The sequence below is a fragment of the Streptomyces sp. McG3 genome (assembly GCF_018619185.1).
Classification (GTDB): Bacteria; Actinomycetota; Actinomycetes; order Streptomycetales; family Streptomycetaceae; genus Streptomyces.
On record NZ_JAAXYC010000054.1, the window covers coordinates 1 to 20,519 of the forward strand.

20 protein-coding genes are annotated in these 20,519 nt (G+C 72.5%); 14 read left to right on the top strand and 6 right to left on the bottom strand.

Features of this window, described 5'->3' with window-relative positions:
- Positions 1 to 33 precede the first annotated feature (33 nt).
- Positions 34 to 687, top strand: a complete 654-nt coding sequence (locus HET64_RS12095) for a thymidine kinase (protein ID WP_215104720.1) — start codon at positions 34 to 36, stop codon at positions 685 to 687.
- Between the two features lie 7 nt (positions 688 to 694).
- On the opposite strand, the gene HET64_RS12100 is transcribed toward HET64_RS12095, so the two are convergent.
- Positions 695 to 1,495, bottom strand: a complete 801-nt coding sequence (locus HET64_RS12100; protein ID WP_215104722.1) for a VOC family protein — start codon at positions 1,493 to 1,495, stop codon at positions 695 to 697.
- Between the two features lie 233 nt (positions 1,496 to 1,728).
- Here HET64_RS12100 and HET64_RS12105 point away from each other — a divergent pair, with 233 nt between their 5' ends.
- The gene (locus tag HET64_RS12105; RefSeq protein ID WP_215104724.1) at positions 1,729 to 2,559 is read left to right on the top strand and encodes a sulfurtransferase; all 831 of its coding nucleotides are present in this window, start codon (positions 1,729 to 1,731) and stop codon (positions 2,557 to 2,559) included.
- A gap of 69 nt (positions 2,560 to 2,628) precedes the next feature.
- Here the strand turns inward: HET64_RS12105 and sepH are convergent, their stop codons facing one another.
- Positions 2,629 to 3,726: a septation protein SepH gene (gene sepH, locus HET64_RS12110; RefSeq protein WP_215104726.1), complete on the bottom strand. Its 1,098-nt coding sequence runs from the start codon at positions 3,724 to 3,726 to the stop codon at positions 2,629 to 2,631.
- Positions 3,727 to 4,301: 575 nt separating this feature from the next.
- Here sepH and HET64_RS12115 point away from each other — a divergent pair.
- Complete coding sequence (locus tag HET64_RS12115; RefSeq protein ID WP_215104728.1) at positions 4,302 to 5,375, top strand: hypothetical protein; 1,074 nt, start codon at positions 4,302 to 4,304, stop codon at positions 5,373 to 5,375.
- A 91-nt stretch (positions 5,376 to 5,466) separates the two neighbouring features.
- Here the strand turns inward: HET64_RS12115 and HET64_RS12120 are convergent, their stop codons facing one another.
- On the bottom strand, positions 5,467 to 6,789 hold the full coding sequence (locus tag HET64_RS12120) for a D-arabinono-1,4-lactone oxidase (RefSeq protein ID WP_215104730.1): 1,323 nt from the start codon (positions 6,787 to 6,789) through the stop codon (positions 5,467 to 5,469).
- Positions 6,746 to 7,993, bottom strand: a complete 1,248-nt coding sequence (locus HET64_RS12125; RefSeq protein ID WP_215104732.1) for an MFS transporter — start codon at positions 7,991 to 7,993, stop codon at positions 6,746 to 6,748. The genes HET64_RS12120 and HET64_RS12125 overlap by 44 nt, the downstream gene beginning before the upstream one ends.
- Before the next feature lie 207 nt (positions 7,994 to 8,200).
- Here HET64_RS12125 and HET64_RS12130 point away from each other — a divergent pair, with 207 nt between their 5' ends.
- Positions 8,201 to 9,328, top strand: a complete 1,128-nt coding sequence (locus HET64_RS12130; protein ID WP_215104734.1) for a ferrochelatase — start codon at positions 8,201 to 8,203, stop codon at positions 9,326 to 9,328.
- A gap of 30 nt (positions 9,329 to 9,358) precedes the next feature.
- Positions 9,359 to 10,159 (top strand): inositol monophosphatase family protein, encoded by an 801-nt coding sequence (locus HET64_RS12135; RefSeq protein WP_215104736.1) that lies wholly within the window; start codon positions 9,359 to 9,361, stop codon positions 10,157 to 10,159.
- Between the two features lie 103 nt (positions 10,160 to 10,262).
- Here the strand turns inward: HET64_RS12135 and HET64_RS12140 are convergent, their stop codons facing one another.
- The gene (locus HET64_RS12140) at positions 10,263 to 10,436 is read right to left on the bottom strand and encodes a hypothetical protein (protein WP_018957059.1); all 174 of its coding nucleotides are present in this window, start codon (positions 10,434 to 10,436) and stop codon (positions 10,263 to 10,265) included.
- A 383-nt stretch (positions 10,437 to 10,819) separates the two neighbouring features.
- Here HET64_RS12140 and HET64_RS12145 point away from each other — a divergent pair, with 383 nt between their 5' ends.
- The 4 genes from HET64_RS12145 to HET64_RS12160 all read left to right on the top strand — a co-directional run bounded on the left by HET64_RS12145 (position 10,820) and on the right by HET64_RS12160 (position 14,380).
- A complete protein-coding gene (locus tag HET64_RS12145) occupies positions 10,820 to 11,473 on the top strand; it encodes a response regulator transcription factor (protein WP_003965735.1) in 654 nt (217 codons plus the stop codon).
- Between the two features lie 5 nt (positions 11,474 to 11,478).
- Positions 11,479 to 12,711, top strand: a complete 1,233-nt coding sequence (locus tag HET64_RS12150) for a HAMP domain-containing sensor histidine kinase (RefSeq protein WP_215104738.1) — start codon at positions 11,479 to 11,481, stop codon at positions 12,709 to 12,711.
- 405 nt (positions 12,712 to 13,116) lie between these two features.
- On the top strand, positions 13,117 to 13,413 hold the full coding sequence (locus tag HET64_RS12155; protein ID WP_003965732.1) for a DUF4193 domain-containing protein: 297 nt from the start codon (positions 13,117 to 13,119) through the stop codon (positions 13,411 to 13,413).
- Between the two features lie 13 nt (positions 13,414 to 13,426).
- Positions 13,427 to 14,380, top strand: coding sequence for a hypothetical protein (locus HET64_RS12160; protein ID WP_215104740.1), 954 nt, complete (start codon positions 13,427 to 13,429; stop codon positions 14,378 to 14,380).
- 58 nt (positions 14,381 to 14,438) lie between these two features.
- On the opposite strand, the gene HET64_RS12165 is transcribed toward HET64_RS12160, so the two are convergent.
- Positions 14,439 to 14,897, bottom strand: a complete 459-nt coding sequence (locus HET64_RS12165; RefSeq protein ID WP_215104742.1) for a DUF3093 domain-containing protein — start codon at positions 14,895 to 14,897, stop codon at positions 14,439 to 14,441.
- A 58-nt stretch (positions 14,898 to 14,955) separates the two neighbouring features.
- Between HET64_RS12165 and HET64_RS12170 the strand changes: the two genes are divergently transcribed.
- From HET64_RS12170 to HET64_RS12190, 5 genes are all read left to right on the top strand, one after another.
- On the top strand, positions 14,956 to 15,540 hold the full coding sequence (locus tag HET64_RS12170; RefSeq protein WP_050360243.1) for a PaaI family thioesterase: 585 nt from the start codon (positions 14,956 to 14,958) through the stop codon (positions 15,538 to 15,540).
- Entirely contained in the window at positions 15,537 to 16,067 is a 531-nt protein-coding gene (gene dut, locus HET64_RS12175) for a dUTP diphosphatase (protein ID WP_030577310.1), read from the top strand. The genes HET64_RS12170 and dut overlap by 4 nt, the downstream gene beginning before the upstream one ends.
- A gap of 1 nt (position 16,068) precedes the next feature.
- Positions 16,069 to 16,842 (top strand): DUF3710 domain-containing protein, encoded by a 774-nt coding sequence (locus tag HET64_RS12180; RefSeq protein ID WP_215104744.1) that lies wholly within the window; start codon positions 16,069 to 16,071, stop codon positions 16,840 to 16,842.
- A gap of 150 nt (positions 16,843 to 16,992) precedes the next feature.
- Entirely contained in the window at positions 16,993 to 17,727 is a 735-nt protein-coding gene (locus HET64_RS12185) for an ABC transporter ATP-binding protein (protein ID WP_215104746.1), read from the top strand.
- A gap of 180 nt (positions 17,728 to 17,907) precedes the next feature.
- Positions 17,908 to 20,451 carry a sensor histidine kinase KdpD gene (locus tag HET64_RS12190; RefSeq protein ID WP_215104748.1) on the top strand — a complete coding sequence of 848 codons (2,544 nt, stop codon included), beginning with the start codon at positions 17,908 to 17,910 and terminating at the stop codon, positions 20,449 to 20,451.
- Positions 20,452 to 20,519 lie beyond the last annotated feature (68 nt).

Sequence of the window (20,519 nt, forward strand, 5' to 3'; positions counted from 1 at the left end):
TGCCCACCCCCTCCGAAAGGTGCTCGACCCCTCATGCCCGAGCTGGTGTTCTTCTCCGGAACCATGGACTGCGGAAAGAGCACGCTGGCCCTGCAGATCGGTCACAACCGTTCGGCACGCGGGCTCCAGGGCGTGATCTTCACCCGGGACGACCGCGCGGGGGAGGGCAAGCTCTCCTCCCGGCTCGGCCTGGTGACGGACGCCGTCGAGGCCGAGGAGGGCATGGACCTGTACGCGCACATCGTCGGCCGGGTCAGCCGGGGCGGCCGGGTCGACTACGTGATCGTGGACGAGGCACAGTTCCTCGCCCCGGACCAGATCGACCAACTGGCCCGCGTCGTCGACGATCTGGGGCTCGACGTCTTCGCCTTCGGCATCACCACGGACTTCCGCACCAAGCTGTTCCCGGGCTCCCAGCGGCTGATCGAGCTGGCCGACCGGATAGAGGCACTCCAGGTCGAGGCGCTCTGCTGGTGCGGCGCCCGCGCCACGCACAACGCCCGTACCGTGGACGGGGAGATGGTCGTCGAGGGCGCCCAGGTCGTCGTCGGCGACGTCAACCGGCAGGCGGGCGAGGTCGGTTACGAGGTGCTGTGCCGCCGTCACCACCGCCGCCGCACGACCGCGACAGCGGCCCGCGCGGGCAGCCTCTCCCCGGACGTCCTGCCGGTCGCCTCCGACGCCTGAGCGCCTGCTACGCCCGGCCTTCGGCCGATCCACCCCCGGCGGCGGACCGGATGACCGTGAACACGGCGCCCTCCGGGTCCGCGACCGTGGCCAGCCGGCCGCTCGACCCCTCGCGCGGCGGCTGCAGGACGCGCCCGCCCAGCTCCACCACCCGGGCCGCGGCCCGGTCGGTGTCGGCGACCTCGAAGTACGTCATCCAGTGCGGCCCCCGGTCGCGCGGCAGCGCGTGGCCGACCCCGTGCAGCGCCGCCACCGGAACGTCGTCCAGGTGCAGGGTCTGGTAGTCGAAGTCGGCCGAGACGACCGCCTCCGTCTCATAGCCGAAGACGGTCTGGTAGAACTTCGCGACCATCGACGTCTCCCGGGTCACCAGCTCGTTCCAGACCGGTGTGCCGGGCACACCCGCCGTCATCGTGCCGATGTGTTCCGAGCCCTGCCAGATGCCGAAGACCGACCCGCCCGGGTCCGAGGCGATGGCGAGCCGCCCCGCCTCGCCCGCGTCCAGCGGTCCGACCGCGACCGTCCCGCCGCAGGAGCGGATGACCTCAGCGGTGGCGTCGGCGTCGTCCGTGGCGAGGTAGGTGGTCCAGGCGATCGGGAGGTGGCGGTCGGGCGGCAGCTGTCCGATGCCCGCGACCTCCTTCCCGTGCAGCAGCCCGCGGACGTAGGGGCCCAGTTGGTCGGGGCCCGGCAGGAACTCCCAGTCGAACAGAGCCCCGTAGAACTCCTGGGTCGTGGTCAGACCGTGCACGATCAGACTCACCCAGCAAGGTGTTCCGGGCGTGCGCCGTGCGTGGGCCTCGGTCATCGTCTTCTCTCCTCGGACCGTATGGGTGGCCGTGCGGGGGACGGGACGGGTACGCCGTCCCGGGTAGGGAAGCGGTCCGCGTGCCCCGTGCAGATGCTTGCACCCCCCGGCGCGGGAGACGCACCGGCCGCGCCGCGTCGTCCGGGTTCTCGACGAAGGACGGCCGGTTTCCCGCCGGCCGTCCCTTCCGATGCTGTTACGGGCGCCGGTGGTGCTGCGCGAGGATGGCACCCATGAAGCCCATCATCACCGCAACCGAATGCGCGAGCGAGTCGGCCGGATCGCGACCGCCGGTGCTCCTGGACGTCCGATGGCAGCTCGGCGGTCCGCACGGCCGTCCCGACTACGAGGCCGGTCACCTGCCCGGCGCGGTCTTCGTCGACCTCGACACGGAACTGGCGGGACCGGCGGGTGACGGCGGCCGCCACCCCCTCCCGGACCCGGAGGCCTTCGGGGCGGTCATGCGCCGGGCCGGAGTCGGCCACGACACCCCGGTCGTGGTGTACGACGGTGGCCTGGGCTGGGCCGCGGCGCGGGCCTGGTGGCTGCTGCGCTGGACGGGGCACGAGGACGTCCGGGTCCTGGACGGCGGCCTCGCCGCCTGGACGGGCGACCTCTCCACCGGGATCCCGCGCCCTGCCGAGGGCGATTTCCGGCCGAAGCCGGGGTCGCTGCCGACGCTGGACGCGGAAAGTGCGGCGGCCTTCGCCCGCTCGGGTCTGCTGCTGGACGCGCGCGCGGCGGAGCGCTACCGGGGCGATGTGGAGCCGATCGACCGCGTCGGCGGCCACATTCCCGGGGCCGTCTCCGCGCCGACCACTCAGAACACCGACGAGGACGGGCGCTATCTGTCGGCCGAGCGGCTCGCCGCACGCTTCTTCGGCCTGGGCGCGGAGGCGAGCAGGGGAGGCGTGGGCGTCTACTGCGGATCCGGGGTCTCCGGCGCGCACGAGGTGCTGGCCCTGGAGATCGCGGGCTTCACGGGCGTCCTGTACCCCGGCTCCTGGTCCGAGTGGTCCTCGGACCCCTCCCGGCCGGTCGCCACGGGACCCGAGCCCCAGTAGCCGCGGTAAGGCAGCGGGGGCCGTACGCGAACGCGTACGGCCCCCGCTGCCACCGGTGGTCATGACCGGTCAGTCCTGCTTCTTGCGCCGGGTGCCGAAGACGATCTCGTCCCAGCTCGGCACGGCGGCCCGGCGGCCCGGCCGGACTCCGTCCGCCTCGGCCTGACGGTCCGTCGTCCCGGTCAGCCGGTCGCGGTGACCGGCCACCGCCCGGGGCATCAGCACATCCGCGTACGCGGACCCCGCACCGGCCGAGGCGGCGGCCGGCGGCTCGGCCGCCTCCGGCTCCTCCGCCGGTTCGAGCGCGGGCGGCTCGGGCTGGGTGGGCCGCTCGGGGACGACCATGTCGCCCCGGAAGCTCGGCACCGCCTCCAGCAGGCTGGTCAGCGAGTCGCGCTCACCGGCCGAGGCAGTGCTCACGTACTCCTCGGGTTCGGCGGCGGCCGGGGCGGGCCGCTCGATCTGCCGGTCGAGGGCCCGGTCCAGCGGTCGGTCGCGGTCGATCTGCCGGTCGAGGCTCCGGTCCAGCGGCCGGTCGCGCGGCAGCCGCGCGATCCGGGGCACGAACGGGAAGCTGGGCTCGGGCGCGGCGACGTCGTCGGTCTCGCCGATCAGTGAGCGCGCCTCGTCGTCCACGGCCTGGACCAGCCGCCGGGGCGGGTCGTACGTCCAGCTCGCCGAGTGCGGCTCACCCGCGACCCGGTAGACGAGCAGGACTTCCCAGGTGCCGTCGTCGCGACGCCACGAGTCCCACTGGACGGTTTCCTTGTCGGCGCCGCGCAGCAGGAGACGCTCCTGCACCGCCTCGCCGAGCTGGGGGCCGGTGTTCTCGCCGGGACGGCGCACAGGAGTCTTCCGGGCCCGCTCGGCCATGAAGGCGCGCTCCGCGAGCACGGGGCCCTCGAAGCGGCGTACACGGTCGACGGGGATGCCCGCGAACTGGGCGACCTCCTCCGCGGAGGCACCGGCCCGTATGCGGGCCTGGATGTCGCGGGGCCGGAGGTGGCTCTCCACCTCGATCTCGATCTGGCCGAGCCGGGCGCGGTCGTTGCGCACGGCGGCGCGCAGCCGCTCATCGATCGGAAGCGTGTACTCCGTGCTGTCCGCAGCCTTGAGCACCAGTCGTGTGCCGTCGTTGGAGACGGCCACGACACGCAGTTCGGGCATGGGGACCTCCCGGGTGGTGCCTGCCGACGTCACGTGCGTCGCTGCTTCCGCTAGTCGAGTGTGACCTGCCCGGGTGCAGCCTGCCACAACCTTGCCAAGTTGCCCGGCGTGTCGGGCGCTCGTCCTGGTGCACCACCATGACACGGTTACCCATTGCGACCCAAAGCGACCGATTTGGCCGCTCTGTGCAGCAGGCATCCGTGTGATGCCTTGACGCTGCCGGTTCGAGTGCCGCCGTCGGACCCTCCGGTGGCGGCGGATTCCCACGTCGGAGTCCGCCCCAGGGCTCGTCACAGTACTCCATTCGGGCCACCGGGGTGGACCGGCGCGCCGCCGAAGTTCTCGCGGGGCGCGGGAGTTGAGTTACCCAGTTCTCCGTGAAATGCCCCTGATGCGTGTTGTGCTTCACACAATCTCCGGAATCGGAACTATCCACTTCGCTCATTTGTCCCTTCCTGTTGCATGGTGGGAGAGATGTCAAGCAGGGGCTGGTAATGGTTCAGAAGCCGGAAAGTGACACAGAACCCAAGGAAAGGCGCATAGATCTGAGTCTCCCGCAGGTCGCCGGGAGTGCCGTGGCGGCTGTCGCGGCGGCCGTGCTGGCCTCGCAGCTGGGCGTGTACGGCACGATCGCGGGAGCGGGCGTGATGAGCGTCGTCGCCACTTGTGGCGGCTCGGTCTTCCAGCACTTCTTCCGCCGCACCGGCGAGCAGATCCGCGAGGTGACGGTCCAGGTGACCCACCCGGAGGGCCGCCAGGTGACGGTGCACACCAAGGAGACGACGCCCGCCGGGCACCGGGGCGCCGCCCGGCGGTCCGAGCCGGAGCCGCCCGAGGACGCCACCACGGTGCTGCCCACGGTCGACCCGGGCGCGGTCCCGGAGGTGATCCCGGACGCGGAGAGCACGTGGCCGCTGAGGCCCGTCGACACGGACCGGACCCAGCTGCTGGACCTCGGCGACGCGCGGACCCGGATGCTCCGGGTTCCACCGGGCCAGGGTCCGGGCGCGGGAGCGGAGGCCGGAGCCGACCGTACGCAGCTGCTGCCGCAGGCCGGCGACCGTACGCAGCTGCTCCCGCGGGCCGGAGCGCACCGGGCCGTCCCCGACGACGCGTTCGGCGAGGGCGTCACCCACGGAACGCGGCTGCGCGGCTGGAAGCGCCCCGCGCTCGCGGCCGCCGCGGTCTTCGCCGTCTCCATGGCCGGGATCACCGCGTTCGAGATGATCTCGGGCAACGACCTGAGCGGCGGCCAGGGCACGACCCTCAGCTCCGTCGTGCGCGGCGGCGGCGACGACCGGGACTCCGGCCCCGCCGACCCCACGCCCTCCGGGGACACCGGCCGGGACGGGGAGGGGGACGAGCAGCGGCCGACCCCCGACAGCGGCACCGGCTCCGCCCCCGCCACGGAACCGGGCGCCGGCAACAGCGAGAGCCCCGATCCCGGTACGGGCACGGGCGGCGAGAATCCGGGCACCGGGTCCACGCCCACGCCGACACCCTCGGGGACCGGCGACGGGACCGCGCCCGACCCGGCGCCGCCCACCCCGACGCCCTCCGGCGACGCCGGAACAGACGCTCCTTCGACCGGCACGGGCATCGCCCCGGGGCAGGGCCAGCAGGCCCCGCCCGGCGCCGACGCCGAGTGACCCACCGGCGTACCGCGCACAGCACATCGGCCCCGGCCCCCTCCGCGAGGAAGAGGACCGGGGCCGACGGCGTACCGGAAGCCTCGGGAACTCAGTCGCCGAGCACGCGCCGCAGGTAGTCGTTGCCGAACAGGCGGTCCGGGTCCAGCCGGTCGCGCAGCGCGGTGAACTCGCCGAAGCGCGGGTAGACCTCCGCCAGATAGGCCGCGTCGCGGGTGTGGATCTTGCCCCAGTGCGGCCGGCCGGCGTGCGCGGTCATGATCCGCTCGACCGCGGTGAAGTACGACCGGTGGGGCGTGCCCTTGTAGAGGTGTACGGCGATGTACGCGCTGTCCCGGCCCGAGGCGGTCGACAGGGCCATGTCGTCGGCCGGCGCGGTGCGCACCTCGACCGGGAAGCTGATCTTCAGCGGTGACCGCTCGACCATGGCCTTGAGCTCCCGCAGCACCGTCACCGTCCGCTCGCGCGGAACGGCGTACTCCATCTCCACGAACCGCACGCGACGCGGGCTGGTGAACACCTTGTACGGGATGTCGGTGTACGTACGAGCCGACAGCGCCCGGCTGGAGAGCCTGGCGATCGAGGGGATCGTCGCCGGGACCGCGCGGCCGAGCGAACAGGCGACCTGGAAGACCCCGTTGGACAGCAGTTCGTCGTCGATCCAGCTGCTCACCCTCCCCGGCGGGGCGGCCGGTCCGGCGCTGCGGTTGTTGCGCTTGGTGTTGCAGTTGCCGGTGTGCGGGAACCAGTAGAACTCGAAGTGCTCGTTCTCGGCGACCAGGGAGTCGAAGTCCGCGGTGACCCGGTCGAACGTCATCGGCTCCTCACGGGCCGTCAGCAGGAAGATCGGCTCCACGGCGAGGGTGACGGCGGTGATCACCCCGAGGGCGCCGAGCCCGATCCGGGCCGCCGCGAAGATCTCCGGATTCTCCCGCTCCGAGCAGACCAGGACCGTGCCGTCGGCGGTGATCAGCTCCATCGCGCGGATCTGCGCCGCTATCGACGCCGAGTCCCGGCCCGTGCCGTGCGTACCGGTGGAGGTCGCCCCGGCGATCGTCTGCTCCATGATGTCGCCCATGTTCGTGAGCGACAGGCCCTCGCGGGCGAGTGCGGTGTTGAGCCGCTTGAGCGGAGTGCCCGCCTCCACCGTCACGGTCATCGTCGTACGGTCGATGTCCCGGATCCCGGTCAGCAGGTCCGGGCGTATCAGCACCCCGTCCGTGGCGGCCGCCGCCGTGAAGGAGTGGCCCGCGCCGACCGGCTTCACCCGCAGGCCCTCCGCGCCCGCCCGGCGCAGCACGTCCGCGAGTTCGTCCACGGACGCGGGGGACTCGGTGCGGGCGGGCCGGGCGGTGACGGTGCCCGCCCAGTTACGCCACGCGCTCGTCGTCGTCCGTGCGTAGGTGTCGGTCATCTTCCCCGCGCCCTCCCGTCGCAGCCGGCCCGGCCAGCCGGCGATATCCCAGGACCGCCACCGCTGCCGCGAGCGCTCCCGCCACGACGGGCACCGCGTACCCCGCCTTCGCCCCGGCGGCGTCGACCACCCAGCCGGCGGCCGAGGAGCCGAGCGCCACTCCGACCGCGAGCCCGGTACTGGTCCAGGTCATGCCCTCGGTCAGCTTGGTGCGCGGTACGTGCGCTTCGACGAGAGCCATGGTGGTGACCATCGTCGGTGCGATGGCGAGGCCCGCGACAAAGAGCGCCACGGCCAGCAACGGAAGGTTCCCGGCCAGTAGGAGGGGGATCATACTCACGGCCATCGCGCAGACACCCACCAGCCACCTGGTCGAGGGGTTCCCCTTCAGGTGCAGCAGTCCGAACACGGCCCCCGCGAGACACGAGCCGAGCGCGTAGACGGCCAGCACCAGCGAGGCCGCGGCCTTGTGGCCGCGCTCCTCGGCGAAGGCCACGGTCACCACGTCCACGCCCCCGAAGATCGCGCCCGTCGCCACGAAGGTGGCCACCAGGACCTGGAGCCCCCGCGAGCGCAGCGCCGAGCCCCCCGTGTGCTGCGACTTCGGGTGCGGCACCGGCTCGGTCGCCCGCTGCGCGGTCAGCCAGAAGACGCCGACCAGAAGGAAGCCGGCGGCGATCAGCGGCCCCGCCTCCGGGAACCAGGCGGTGGACAGACCGATGGAGATGATCGGGCCGAAGATGAAGCACACCTCGTCGACGATCGACTCCCACGCGTACGCGGTGTGCAGGTCCCGGCTGGAGCCCCGGTAGATCTCCGCCCAGCGGGAGCGGACCATCGACCCCACGCTCGGCACGCAGCCCGCGCCCACCGAGAAGACGAACAGCGTCCACTCCGGCGCCCCCTGCTGGGCGCAGATCAGCAGACCCGCCACCGCCGCCACCGCGACCAGCGTGACCGGGCGGAGCACCCGGCGCTGCCCGTAGCGGTCGACCAGCCGGGAGACCTGGGGGCCGCAGACCGCCGCCGACATCGCCAGGGTCGCGGAGAGCGCCCCGGCCAGCCCGTAGCGGCCGGTGAGCTGGGAGATCATCGTCACGACGCCGATGCCCATCATGGACAGGGGCATCCGGCCGAAGAAGCCTGCGGCGGAGAACTCCCTCGAACCGGGGGCGGAGAAGATGGCGCGGTAGGGGCTGGGCAAGGGGTACTCCGGTCGTGCCTGTCAGGCGTATAGCTGGCCGATACAGCTTACGGCCGGCCGGACGTCCGGCACACCGGATTCCGGGCGGCGGCCCGGGGGAGCGGCCCAGCGGCCCGGCCGCCGGGATTCCCGGCCTTCCCGGTCTTTCCGACGGGGCGTCGGATGTCGGTTGCCGCCCTGTCGGAGGCGGGTGGCAGGATCGATGTCATGTCCGATCTGCGCGATCCCGCTCCCTACGACGCCCTGCTGCTGCTCTCCTTCGGCGGCCCCGAGGGCCCGGACGACGTGGTCCCGTTCCTGGCGAACGTGACCCGCGGCCGCGGCATCCCCGAGGAACGCCTCAAGGAGGTCGGCAAGCACTACTTCCTGTTCGGCGGAGTCAGCCCGATCAACGCGCAGAACCGCGCCCTGCTCGACGCGCTGCGCGAGGACTTCGCCGAGCACGGCCTGGATCTCCCGGTGTACTGGGGCAACCGCAACTGGGCCCCGTATCTGACCGACGTCCTGCGGGAGATGACCGCCGACGGACACCGTCGGATCGCCGTCCTCGCCACCAGCGCCTACGCCTCCTATTCCGGCTGCCGCCAGTACCGCGAGAACCTCGCCGAGTCGCTGGCCGCCCTGGAGGCCGAGGGGCTGCCCGTGCCCCGGGTCGACAAGCTGCGGCACTACTTCAACCACCCCGGCTTCGTCGAGCCCATGACGGACGGCGTCCTCGCCTCGCTCGCCGACCTCCCCGAGGACGTCCGCGCGGGCGCGCACATCGCCTTCACCACCCACTCCATCCCGACCTCCGCCGCCGACGCCTCGGGCCCGGCCGACGCGCACGGCGAGGGCGGGGCGTACGTCGCCGAGCACCTCGACGTGGCCCGGCTGATCATCGAGGCGGTGCGCGAGGAGACCGGTACCGCGTACCCCTGGCAGCTCGTCTACCAGTCCCGCAGCGGCGCCCCGCACATCCCGTGGCTGGAGCCCGACATCTGCGACCACCTGGAGACCCTGGGCGCCGAGGGCGTCCCCGCGGTCGTGATGGCGCCCATCGGCTTCGTCTCGGACCACATGGAGGTGCTGTACGACCTCGACACGGAGGCCACCGCGAAGGCGGCCGAGATCGGCCTGCCGGTCCGCCGGTCCGCCACGGTGGGCGACGACCCGCGCTTCGCCGCCGCCGTGCGGGACCTCGTCCTGGAGCGCGCCGCGGCCGAGCGCGGCCGGGCCGTGGAGCGCTGCGCGCTGGGGGCCCTGGGGCCCTCCCACGACCTCTGTCCGGTCGGCTGCTGCCCCGCCAGGGCCCCGAAGCCGGCCGCCGCGGGCGCGGACAGCCCGTACGTGTAACCCGAACGCACCGAGACCCCTGGGAGCACCGTGACCGACCCCGCACTGTCCGAACTGCTCGACCTCGCCCTGGAGGCAGCCCGCCGTGCCGGAGCCCTCCTGCGCGACGGCCGTCCGGCCGACCTGGGGGTGGCCGCGACCAAGTCCAGCCCCATCGACGTGGTCACCGAGATGGACATCGCCGCCGAGAAGCTGATCACCGGTTACCTCTCCGACTTCCGCCCCGACGACGGCTTCCTCGGCGAGGAGGGCGCCAGCTCCCCGGGCAGCACCGGCATCCGCTGGGTCATCGACCCGCTCGACGGCACGGTGAACTACCTCTACGGCCTGCCCACCTGGGCGGTCTCCATCGCCGCCGAGCGCGACGGAGAGCGCGTCGTGGGCGTCGTCGAGGCCCCGATGCGCCGGGAGACCTACCAGGCGGTCCTCGGCGGCGGTGCGTTCGCGAACGGCGAGGCCCTGCGCTGCCGGCCCGCCCCGCCGCTGGACCAGGCGCTCGTCTCGACCGGTTTCAACTACGTCGGACACGTCCGAGCCCACCAGGCGGACATCGCCCAGCAGCTGATCCCCCGGCTCCGGGACATCCGGCGCGGCGGCTCGGCGGCCGTCGACCTCTGCGATGTGGCGGCGGGCCGGCTGGACGGCTACTACGAGCGCGGGCTGCACCCCTGGGACCTGGCCGCGGGCGACCTCATCGCCCGGGAGGCGGGCGCGCTGACCGGTGGCCGCCCGGGGCTGCCCGCCGACGGCGACCTGACGGTGGCCGCCACCCCGGGCGTCTTCGAGCCGCTGCAGGCCGCACTCGACGAGCTGGGCGCCTGGCACGACTGACGGGGTCCCGCCGGGAAAGCCCCTGGCGGGGGGCATGAGGCCGCCGAACACGCCACGGGGCCCCGGACACCATGAAGGTGTCCGGGGCCCCGTGGTGTACGGCTCAGACGCTGGTGGCGCCGATCTCCACGCCGTGCTCGGCGGCGAGACGGCGCAGATCGTCCAGCTCGCCCTGCTCGACGTCCGCGAGGAAGTCGTCGCCGTCCTCGCGCGCCCGGGTGAGGACGGTCTCGGTCGTCTTGATGCGTTGCAGCAGACCTGCGGTGAAAGCGTCCATGATGCGCCCCCTCATCGTGGGTCGGTGGCACGGGGGTGTGCCCGGGATTCCCCCGGCCGCGGGGCCGGAGGAGCGGGTGATCGCGCCGCCGCTCCGGGAAAACGGAGCGAGCAGTGGCATGCCACGTGAGAGGCGTGATCGCGGGTGTGAAGCCCTCTTCCCCGCGCCATGGTCCGGAGAAACCTCAACTGGCCCGGAAATCCGCCGGTTTCCCGGCGGGCAGCCGCCGGGAGGTCCGGCCCACCGCCGCCTTACCGCCGGTTTATGCGTGTTGCGGGCAGGATGGAGGCGCACAGTCGGCCATTGCTGCCCATGTCCGGGCGGGCCCCGTGGGGGCCGTCGGCTCTGTGAACCCATCGAAGGACCGAAGGAAGGACTGCGCCGTGCGCGTACTCGTCGTCGAGGACGAGCAGCTGCTCGCCGATGCGGTGGCCACCGGACTGCGCCGGGAGGCCATGGCCGTCGACGTCGTCTACGACGGTGCCGCGGCCCTGGAACGCATCGGGGTCAACGACTACGACGTCGTCGTGCTGGACCGGGACCTCCCGGTGGTGCACGGGGACGACGTCTGCCGCAGGATCGTCGAGCTCGGCATGCCCACCCGGGTGCTCATGCTCACCGCGTCCGGCGACGTCAGCGACCGGGTCGAGGGCCTGGAGCTGGGCGCCGACGACTATCTGCCCAAGCCCTTCGCCTTCAGCGAGCTGACCGCCCGGGTGCGCGCGCTGGGCCGCCGTACGACGGTGGCGCTGCCGCCCGTCCTGGAACGCGCCGGAATCAAGCTCGACCCGAACCGCCGCGAGGTCTTCCGCGACGAGGTGGAGATCCAGCTCGCCCCGAAGGAGTTCGCGGTGCTGGAGGTCCTCATGCGCAGCGAGGGCGCGGTCGTCTCGGCGGAACAGCTGCTGGAGAAGGCCTGGGACGAGAACACCGACCCCTTCACCAACGTGGTGCGGGTCACGGTCATGACGCTGCGCCGCAAGCTCGGCGAACCGCCCGTCATCGTCACCGTGCCGGGCTCCGGATACCGGATCTGAGGATCATGGCCACCACCCCCGGGCCCCCTGCGGCGCCTCCGAAGCCCACCTGGGAGCCCAAGCAGCAGGAGCCCCCGTACCCCTGGCTGCGCCCGACGATCCGGATACGGCTCACGCTGCTGTACGGCGGGATGTTCCTGATCGCGGGCATCGTGCTGCTGTCGATCATCTACATGCTGGCCGCCCAGGCGCTGAGCGTCGGCACGGATCTGCCGTTCGAGATCGTCAGCGGCAAGGTCACCAGCGAGATCTGCGACCTGCCCCCGAACGCCAGCCCGAACGACTTCAACGCGGCGATGAACGCCTGCGTCAACCACCAGCGCAAGGCGGCGCTGGAGACCCTGCTCAACCGCTCGCTGCTCGCCCTGGTCGGCCTCAGCGTGATCGCCTTCGCCTTCGGCTACGCCATGGCCGGACGCGTGCTGTCCCCGCTCGGCCGGATCACCCGGACCGCGCGCCGGGTGGCCGGGACGGACCTCACCCGTCGGATCGAGCTGGACGGCCCGGACGACGAGCTGAAGGAGCTGGCGGACACCTTCGACGACATGCTGGACCGGCTGGAGCGGGCCTTCACCGCACAGCAGCGGTTCGTCGGCAACGCCTCGCACGAGCTGCGCACCCCGCTGGCGATCAACCGCACCCTGCTGGAGGTCCACCTCTCCGACCCGGAGGCACCTCCGGAGCTCCAGCAGCTGGGCAAGACCCTCCTGGCCACCAACGAGCGCAGCGAGCAGCTGGTCGAGGGGCTGCTGCTGCTGGCCCGCAGCGACAACCAGATCATCGAGCGCAAGCCGGTCGACCTCGCGGAGGTCGCCGAGCGCGCCATCGACCAGGCCCGGTCGGAGGCGGCGGTGAAGAAGGTCGAGATCCGCGGCGAGCGGGCCACGGCGGTGGTCCAGGGCAACGGCGTCCTGCTGGAGCGGATCGCGCTGAACCTCGTGCAGAACGCCGTGCGCTACAACGTGCCCGAGGACGGCTGGGTGGAGGTCACCACCGAGGCCCGGGACGGGCAGGCCCTGCTCGTCGTCTCGAACACAGGACCGGTGGTCCCGGCCTACGAGATCGACAACCTCTTCGAGCCCTTCAGGAGGCTGCGTACGGAGCGCACGGGCAGCGACAAGGGCGTCGGGCTCGGCCTGTCGATCGCCCGGTCCGTCGCGCGGGCCCACGGAGGCCGTATCATCGCGGAGCCCCGCGAGGGTGGTGGTCTCGTGATGCGCGTCACCCTGCCGGTCTGAGAGGCTGCACGATGTGACTCTGCACCGAATCTTCATGTTCGCTTTGGGCGGAATTTTCAGGACCCGTTCCCGGGCGGGTCGTGTGTGATCGATCACAAGGCTGATTTTCCGGTCATCTACTCTCCGTGATCGCAGCTCCGTCGGAAAGCCGGTAATCGTCCGGGTTTTCGGGGATGGTTATCACGGGAAGTACACGGGGTGGCGCCCGTGAACTGCGCAGTCGGGACCGTGTACGGTCCCCATCGCCACCCAAGCCGAGCCTCGTCGAGGTGCCCGGTTGGATGTCGATTGAGTAACAGACCTTGATGTGAGGCAAAATCTCCGCCTCAGGTCGGGCACAAGTCCGGCCTCTCACGCGTTACGTGCGCTGAGACACCCGTAGACACCCAAGAGGGGGAGAGCGACATGGCAACGGATTACGACACCCCACGCAAGACCGACGACGACGTGGACCAGGACAGCCTCGAAGAGCTCAAGGCACGTCGGAGCGACAAGACGGCATCCGCCGTCGACGTCGACGAATTCGACGCGGCCGAGGGACTCGAGCTGCCCGGCGCGGACCTCTCCAACGAGGAGCTGGCCGTCCGGGTGCTGCCCAAGCAGGCCGATGAGTTCACCTGCATGAGCTGCTTCCTGGTGCACCACCGCAGCCAGCTGGCCCGCGAGAAGAACGGTCAGCCCATCTGCCGCGACTGCGACTGAGGTCGGGTCGGCCGTGGCAGGCGAGACACCGTTCCGGAAGCGGCGCCCGTGGCGTCGGCGCGGCCAGGAGGCGAACCAGGACGGTACAGGCGGCACAGGCCCGGCAGAAGGCGGTAACGCGTCTGCCGAGCGGTCCGCCGCCCTGCCGGAGCACTCCGGCGGTTTCGACGACGAGCGAGGCCGTTCGGCCTCGCTCGAGGTGGCCGGGGCGGCAGCGTCGCCGGACCGGCCCGGAGAGCGGGACAAGGCGGAGCCCACGGCCGGGGGCCGCCTGCACACAGTGAAACGGGGTGTACGCAAGGGCCGGGAGAGCGCGAAGGCACTGGCCGCACAGCTGGCCGACCGCATCATCGATACGGCCCCGCGCGTGCCGGTGCGCGACCTCGCGACCCTGCGGAAGCAGTTCCCCGGGCTGGGGCCCGAGGAACTGGCCGACAAGCTGGTCACGGGAGCCTGCCGGGCCACCGCGACCGTCGGCGCAGGCATCGGGGCCGCCGCCATGATGCCCGTACCGCCCGCGATGATCGCCGAGCTGGCGGCGGAGGTGACCGGCGTCGCCGCGATCGAGATGAAACTCGTCGCCGAGCTGCACGAGGTCTACGGCCGCCGACCCCCCGGCAACCTCGGCCAGCGCAGCACCGCGTATCTGACGTCGTGGACGGAGGAGCGCGGCATCGACATCACCCGCCCCACCACGCTCAACGCCGCGCTGGGCGGTCAGATGAAGCGCGAGCTGCGTCAGCAGATCATGAAGCGCATGGCGCGCAATCTGCCCAACCTGATCCCGTTCATGATCGGCGCCGCCGTCGGCGCCACGATGAACCGCCGCGACACCCGCAAGCTCGCCGACCGGGTCAGGAGCGACCTGCGCAAGGACCCGATCCCCTGGGACCGGCTGCCCGAGCTGCCCCCGCTGGAGCAGCCCGCGAACCCGGCCGAGCTGCCCAAGGAGATCGAGGGCCCCTGAGCGACGAGGGCCCCCGGACCCGCACCGGGTCCGGTTAGCCCCCGCCCGCGACGTCCGCTCAGGCGGTCGGGACGGCGCTCAGCGCCGCCGCCAGGCCCTGCGGGTTCCGGGTCGAGAGGTAGACGTACGGAGTCGGGTCGTCCGGGTCCGTGACCTCCACCCGCACCGCCGTCTCCACATAACCGCGCAGCAGCATGAACGCACGGGCGTCGGCCTTGTGCGTCCGCCAGGCCCGCGCCTCCTCGGTGTCCAGCACCTCGGGCTCGCCGAGCGCCGACAGCGGAATCCGGGCGTCGCCGGCGACGAGCGCCCCCGCCACCACCCTGATCCGGGCGGAGCCGTAGCTGCTCACCAGGAGCGCGGCGGCGACCGTGCCGCCGGCCAGACCGGCGAGCAGCGGCAGGGTGCCCAGCGGCAGAAGCATCAGAGCGCAGGCGACACCGACCCCGAAGGCGATGAACCACCAGGAGCGGGGCGCGGTGAGACGTTCGTCGAAGGGCGGTGCGGAAGGCTGCATGGAACCAAGCTTGGCACGGCGCGACCGGCGGACCGCCGCGCGGGTAAGGTCTGCGCCTGTGAGTGGAACATCAGCAGCTCTGACACCCCCGGCAGACGCCGTCGCGCCGGTCCGGCACCCCGACGCGCCCGCCCCCGGCGAACTCCTCGGAGCGCACTACGAACACTGTTTCGGCTGCGGCGGGGGACAGCCGCACGGACTGCACCTGATGGCGCGGGCCGGTGAAGGCGTGAGCGTCACCGCCGAGTTCACGGTGCAGCCCGCCCACCAGGGCGCACCCGGCCTCGCCCACGGCGGCGTGCTCGCCACGGCGCTGGACGAGACCCTCGGCTCGCTGAACTGGCTGCTGCGCACGATCGCGGTGACCGGACGGCTGGAGACCGACTTCGTCCGCCCCGTCCCCGTGGACACCGTGCTGCACCTCGACGCCCGGATCACCGCCGTGCACGGCCGGAAGATCTACTCCACCGCCACCGGCCGGATCGGCGGCCCCGACGGGCCCGTCGCGGTCCGGGCCGACGCCCTCTTCATCGAGGTCAAGGTCGACCACTTCATCGACAACGGCAGGCCCGCCGAGATCCAGGCCGCCATGTCCGACCCCGACCAGGTCAGGCGCGCCCGCGCCTTCGAGGTGAACCCGTGACCCGCAACCCCGTCGACGTACTGATCCGCCTGCTCGACCCGGACGTGCCGATTCCGGCCTACGGACACCCGGGCGACGCCGGGGCCGACCTGGTGACCACCGAGGCCGCGGAACTCGCCCCCGGCGAGCGCGCTGTCCTCCCCACCGGGGTGTCGATCGCCCTGCCCGACGGGTACGCCGCGTTCGTTCACCCGCGCTCCGGCCTCGCGGCCCGCTGCGGAGTGGCCCTCGTGAATGCCCCAGGGACCGTGGATGCCGGGTACCGTGGGGAGATCAAGGTGATCGTGGTCAACCTCGATCCACGCGAGAGCGTGCGATTCGAACGGTTCGACCGGATTGCCCAATTGGTTGTCCAGCAGGTCGAGAAGGTGCGCTTCCACGAGGTGGCGGAACTTCCCGGCTCGGCGCGGGCCGAAGGGGGCTTCGGGTCCACCGGCGGCCACGCGTCGGTGGACGGCGCCGAGGGCGGGATCACCCACGGTGGGAACAGCTACGCTTCGGTCGTATCCGACCGGGAAGGACAGTGACGTGTTCGGACGTCGCAAGAAGAGTGGTTCCGCCGAGGACGCGGCGGACGAGGTGCGCGAGGCCGAGCAGGTCGCCGACGAGCCCGAAGGCAGTGACGGCGCCGCCAAGGGCACCCGTCGGATGAACCTTCCGCCGGCCCCCCGGCCGGACGGACCCTGGGACAGCACCGAGGTCACCCAGCCCGGCGAGGGCCGGGTCGACCTGGGCGGCATCTTCGTCCCCGGGGTCGAGGGCATGGAGCTGCGCGTCGAGGTGGCCGGGGACGCGATCGTCGCCGCCACCGTGGTGCTGCGCGACAGCGCGGTCCAGCTGCAGGCCTTCGCCGCCCCCAAGAAAGAGGGCATCTGGGGCGAGGTCCGCGACGAGATCGCCTCGGGCATCACCCAGCAGGGCGGCATCATCGACGAGGTCGAGGGTCCGCTGGGCTGGGAGCTGCGCGCGCAGGTCCCCGTACAGCTTCCGGACGGCACGGGCGGTGTGCAGCTCGTGCGCTTCGTCGGCGTCGACGGGCCGCGCTGGTTCCTGCGCGGAGTGATCTCCGGCCAGGGCGCCGTCCAGCCGGAGGCCGCCGGGCTGCTGGAGACGATCTTCCGGGACACCGTGGTCGTCCGCGGCGACGGCCCGATGGCCCCCCGCGACCCGATCGTCCTCAAGCTTCCCAACGACGCCCAGATGGTGCCCGAGGGCGTGCAGCAGGAGGACCAGGAGAGCTCGAAGTTCTCCGGCGGCATGGGCCAGCTCCAGCGCGGCCCCGAGATCACCGAGGTCCGTTAGCGCCAGCGGCAGGACTTCGCGGTCATCGCAGTACAGGCCGGTGGGTCGCACCCTTTTCCGCGGGTGCGGCCCACCGGCCATTGCCCGGCCGTGCGTCGCACGCACATACTTGCGGGCGACGACGCAGGCACGTGAGCACGGGGGAGCATGATGACCGAGAGCACCAGCGGGCAGTCCGGCACGGCCCTGGCCGAGGACCCGGCCCGTACGGTCATGGTCACGGTCGAGGACCTGCACCGCTCGTACGGGAGCGGAGCGTCGGCCGTGCACGCCCTGCGCGGGGTCTCGTTCGAGATTCCCCGCGGTGAGCTGGTCGCGCTCAAGGGCCGCTCCGGCTCCGGCAAGACCACCCTGCTCAACCTGGTCGGCGGCCTGGACACCCCGGACGGCGGCCGGATCACCGTCGACGGCACCGAGCTGTCGGGGCTCGGTGAGAAGGGGCTCCTGGAGCTGCGCAGGGACCGGGTCGGCTTCATCTTCCAGTCCTTCGGCCTCATCCCGATCCTGACCGCCGCCGAGAACGTCGGCGTACCCCTGCGGCTGCGCAAGGCCGACCCGGCCGAGCGCGACGAGCGGGTCGCCCTGCTGCTCTCCCTCGTCGGCCTCGCCGACCACGCCGAGCAGCGCCCCGGCGAGCTCTCCGGCGGCCAGCAGCAGCGCGTCGCCATCGCCCGCGCCCTCGCCAACCGCCCCGCCCTCCTGATCGCCGACGAGCCCACCGGACAGCTCGACGCCGAGACCGGGCTCGCCGTGATGGAACTGCTCCGCGCGGTCGTCCGCAGCGAGCACGTCACCGCCCTCGTCGCCACCCACGACCCCCAGCTGCTGGGCCTCGCCGACCGGGTCCTGGAGCTGAGCGACGGCCACATCGTCGAACACGGCTGACGTTCCCGCAGCGCCCCCGCCCCCGCCCCGGCGCGCATCAGAGTTCCGTCAATACGCTCCCCACCTGCACTCCCGGGACCGAACCACGCCCCCCGGCGGAGTAGCGTCGAGGACGGCAGCCGCACCGGGCGCCACCGGCCGTCGACACGACAGGGCCGGACGGAAGAAGACAATGGGGCCATGGGACGCGGCACACTCCGGATCTATCTCGGCGCGGCACCGGGCGTCGGCAAGACGTACTCGATGCTGTCGGAGGCGCATCGCAGGGTCGAGCGCGGGACCGACTGTGTGGTGGCGTTCGTGGAGCATCACGACCGGCCGCGGACGGAGGTCATGCTGCACGGGCTGGAGCTGCTGGCGCGCCGGGAGCTGGAGTACCGGGGCACGGTGTTCACGGAGATGGACGTGGACGCGGTCCTGGAGCGGGCGCCGGCGGTGGCGCTGGTGGACGAGCTGGCCCACACGAATGTGCCCGGTTCGCGCAACGCGAAGCGCTGGCAGGACGTCGAGGAGCTTCTGCGGGCCGGGATCGACGTCATATCCACGGTCAACATCCAGCACCTGGAGTCGCTCGGCGACGTCGTGGAGTCGATCACGGGTGTGCGGCAGCGGGAGACGGTGCCCGACGAGGTGGTGCGGCGGGCCGACCAGATCGAGCTGGTGGACATGTCGCCCCAGGCGCTGCGGCGCCGGATGGCGCACGGCAACATCTACCGGCCGGACAAGATGGACGCGGCCCTCTCGAACTACTTCCGCCCCGGCAACCTCACCGCCCTGCGCGAGCTGGCCCTGCTCTGGGTCGCCGACCGGGTCGACGAGTACCTCCAGCAGTACCGGGGCGAGCACAACATCCGCACCACCTGGCAGGCCCGCGAACGCATCGTCGTCGGACTGACCGGCGGACCCGAGGGCCGCACCCTCATCCGCCGCGCCTCCCGGATGGCCGCCAAGGGCTCCGGCAGCGAGATCCTCGCCGTCTACATCGCCCGCAGCGACGGCCTGACCTCCGCGTCCCCGAAGGAGCTGGCCGTCCAGCGCACCCTGGTCGAGGACCTCGGCGGCACCTTCCACCACGTCATCGGCGACGACATACCGGCCGCCCTGCTGGAGTTCGCCCGCGGCGTCAACTCCACCCAGATCGTGCTGGGCTCCAGCCGCCGCAAGACCTGGCAGTACATCTACGGTCCCGGGGTCGGCGCGACCGTAGCCCGTGAGTCGGGGCCCGACCTCGACGTCCACATCGTCACCCACGAGGAGGTCGCCAAGGGCCGCGGTCTGCCCATGGCCCGCGGCGCCCGGCTCGGCCGCGCCCGGATCATCTGGGGCTGGCTCGTCGGCGTCCTCGGCCCCGTCCTCCTGGCGGTGGTGCTGCGCTCCATGGAGGACGCTCCCGGCCTCGCCAACGACGTCCTGCTCTTCCTCTTCCTGACGGTGGCCGCCGCCCTGCTCGGCGGACTGCGGCCCGCGCTCGCCTCGGCGGCCGTCGGCTCCATGCTGCTGAACTACTGGTTCACCCCGCCCACCCACACCCTGACCGTCCAGGACCCGGAGAACCTCGTCGCCATCGTGATCTTCTTCGCGGTGGCGGTTGCGGTCTCCTCCGTGGTCGACCTCGCGGCCCGGCGCACCCACCAGGCCGCCCGGCTGCGCGCCGAGTCGGAGATCCTCTCCTTCCTCGCGGGCAGCGTGCTGCGCGGCGAGACCGCCCTGGACGCCCTGCTGGAACGGGTCCGCGAGACCTTCGCCATGGAGTCCGTCGCCCTGCTGGAGCGCAGCAGCGACGTCGAACCGTGGACCTGCGCCGGATCCGTCGGGCCGGCCCCGGTCACCCGCCCCGACGACGCCGACGTGGACATGCCGGTCGGCGACAACATGGCCCTCGCGCTGTCCGGCCGGGTGCTGCCCGCCGAGGACCGCCGGGTGCTCGGCGCGTTCGCCGCCCAGGCCGCCGTCGTCCTGGACCGCCAGCGCCTGGTCGGGGAGGCCGAGCAGGCCCGCAGGCTCGCCGAGGGAAACCGGATCAGGACCGCCCTGCTCGCCGCCGTCAGCCACGACCTGCGCACCCCGCTGGCCTCCATCAAGGCCGCCGTCAGCTCGCTGCGCTCCGACGACGTGGCCTGGTCCGAGGAGGACGAGGCGGAGCTCCTGGAAGGCATCGAGGACGGCGCGGACCGGCTGGACCACCTGGTCGGCAACCTGCTGGACATGTCCCGCCTCCAGACCGGCACCGTGACCCCGCTGATCCGCGAGATCGACCTCGACGAGGTCGTCCCCATGGCGCTCGGCGGCGTCCCGGAGGGCAGTGTCGACCTCGACATCCCCGAGACGCTGCCGATGGTCGCCGTCGACCCGGGACTCCTGGAGCGGGTCGTCGCCAACATCGTGGAGAACGCCGTCAAGTACAACCCCGGCCAGGAGCCCGTCGCCGTGGCCGCCAGCGCCCTCGGCGGCCGGGTCGAGCTACGGGTCGTGGACCGCGGCCGTGGCGTCCCCGACGAGGCCAAGGAACGGATCTTCGAGCCCTTCCAGCGGTACGGGGACGCCCCGCGCGGCGCCGGAGTGGGACTCGGCCTCGCCGTCTCCCGGGGCTTCGCCGAGGCCATGGGCGGCACCCTCGACGCCGAGGACACCCCCGGCGGCGGGCTGACCATGGTCCTGACCCTCACCGCGGCGCCGGGCGGCGTCCGGACGGAGGCCGAGCTGCCGGCCCGGGCCACCTCATGACGGGCCCCCGCGCGCCGGGACGCCCCGGGACGCACACCGCCCGCCTCCACGCATTTCCCTCCGTCTCC

Bases quoted from the DNA above. Each gene is read 5' to 3' on its own strand.
- HET64_RS12095 (WP_215104720.1), top strand. From the start codon at position 34: ATGCCCGAGCTGGTGTTCTTCTCCGGAACCATGGACTGCGGAAAGAGC.
- HET64_RS12100 (WP_215104722.1), bottom strand. From the start codon at position 1,495: ATGACCGAGGCCCACGCACGGCGCACGCCCGGAACACCTTGCTGGGTG.
- HET64_RS12105 (WP_215104724.1), top strand. From the start codon at position 1,729: ATGAAGCCCATCATCACCGCAACCGAATGCGCGAGCGAGTCGGCCGGA.
- sepH (WP_215104726.1), bottom strand. From the start codon at position 3,726: ATGCCCGAACTGCGTGTCGTGGCCGTCTCCAACGACGGCACACGACTG.
- HET64_RS12120 (WP_215104730.1), bottom strand. From the start codon at position 6,789: ATGACCGACACCTACGCACGGACGACGACGAGCGCGTGGCGTAACTGG.
- HET64_RS12130 (WP_215104734.1), top strand. From the start codon at position 8,201: ATGTCCGATCTGCGCGATCCCGCTCCCTACGACGCCCTGCTGCTGCTC.
- HET64_RS12140 (WP_018957059.1), bottom strand. From the start codon at position 10,436: ATGGACGCTTTCACCGCAGGTCTGCTGCAACGCATCAAGACGACCGAG.
- HET64_RS12150 (WP_215104738.1), top strand. From the start codon at position 11,479: ATGGCCACCACCCCCGGGCCCCCTGCGGCGCCTCCGAAGCCCACCTGG.
- HET64_RS12155 (WP_003965732.1), top strand. From the start codon at position 13,117: ATGGCAACGGATTACGACACCCCACGCAAGACCGACGACGACGTGGAC.
- HET64_RS12165 (WP_215104742.1), bottom strand. From the start codon at position 14,897: ATGCAGCCTTCCGCACCGCCCTTCGACGAACGTCTCACCGCGCCCCGC.
- HET64_RS12185 (WP_215104746.1), top strand. From the start codon at position 16,993: ATGACCGAGAGCACCAGCGGGCAGTCCGGCACGGCCCTGGCCGAGGAC.
- HET64_RS12190 (WP_215104748.1), top strand. From the start codon at position 17,908: ATGGGACGCGGCACACTCCGGATCTATCTCGGCGCGGCACCGGGCGTC.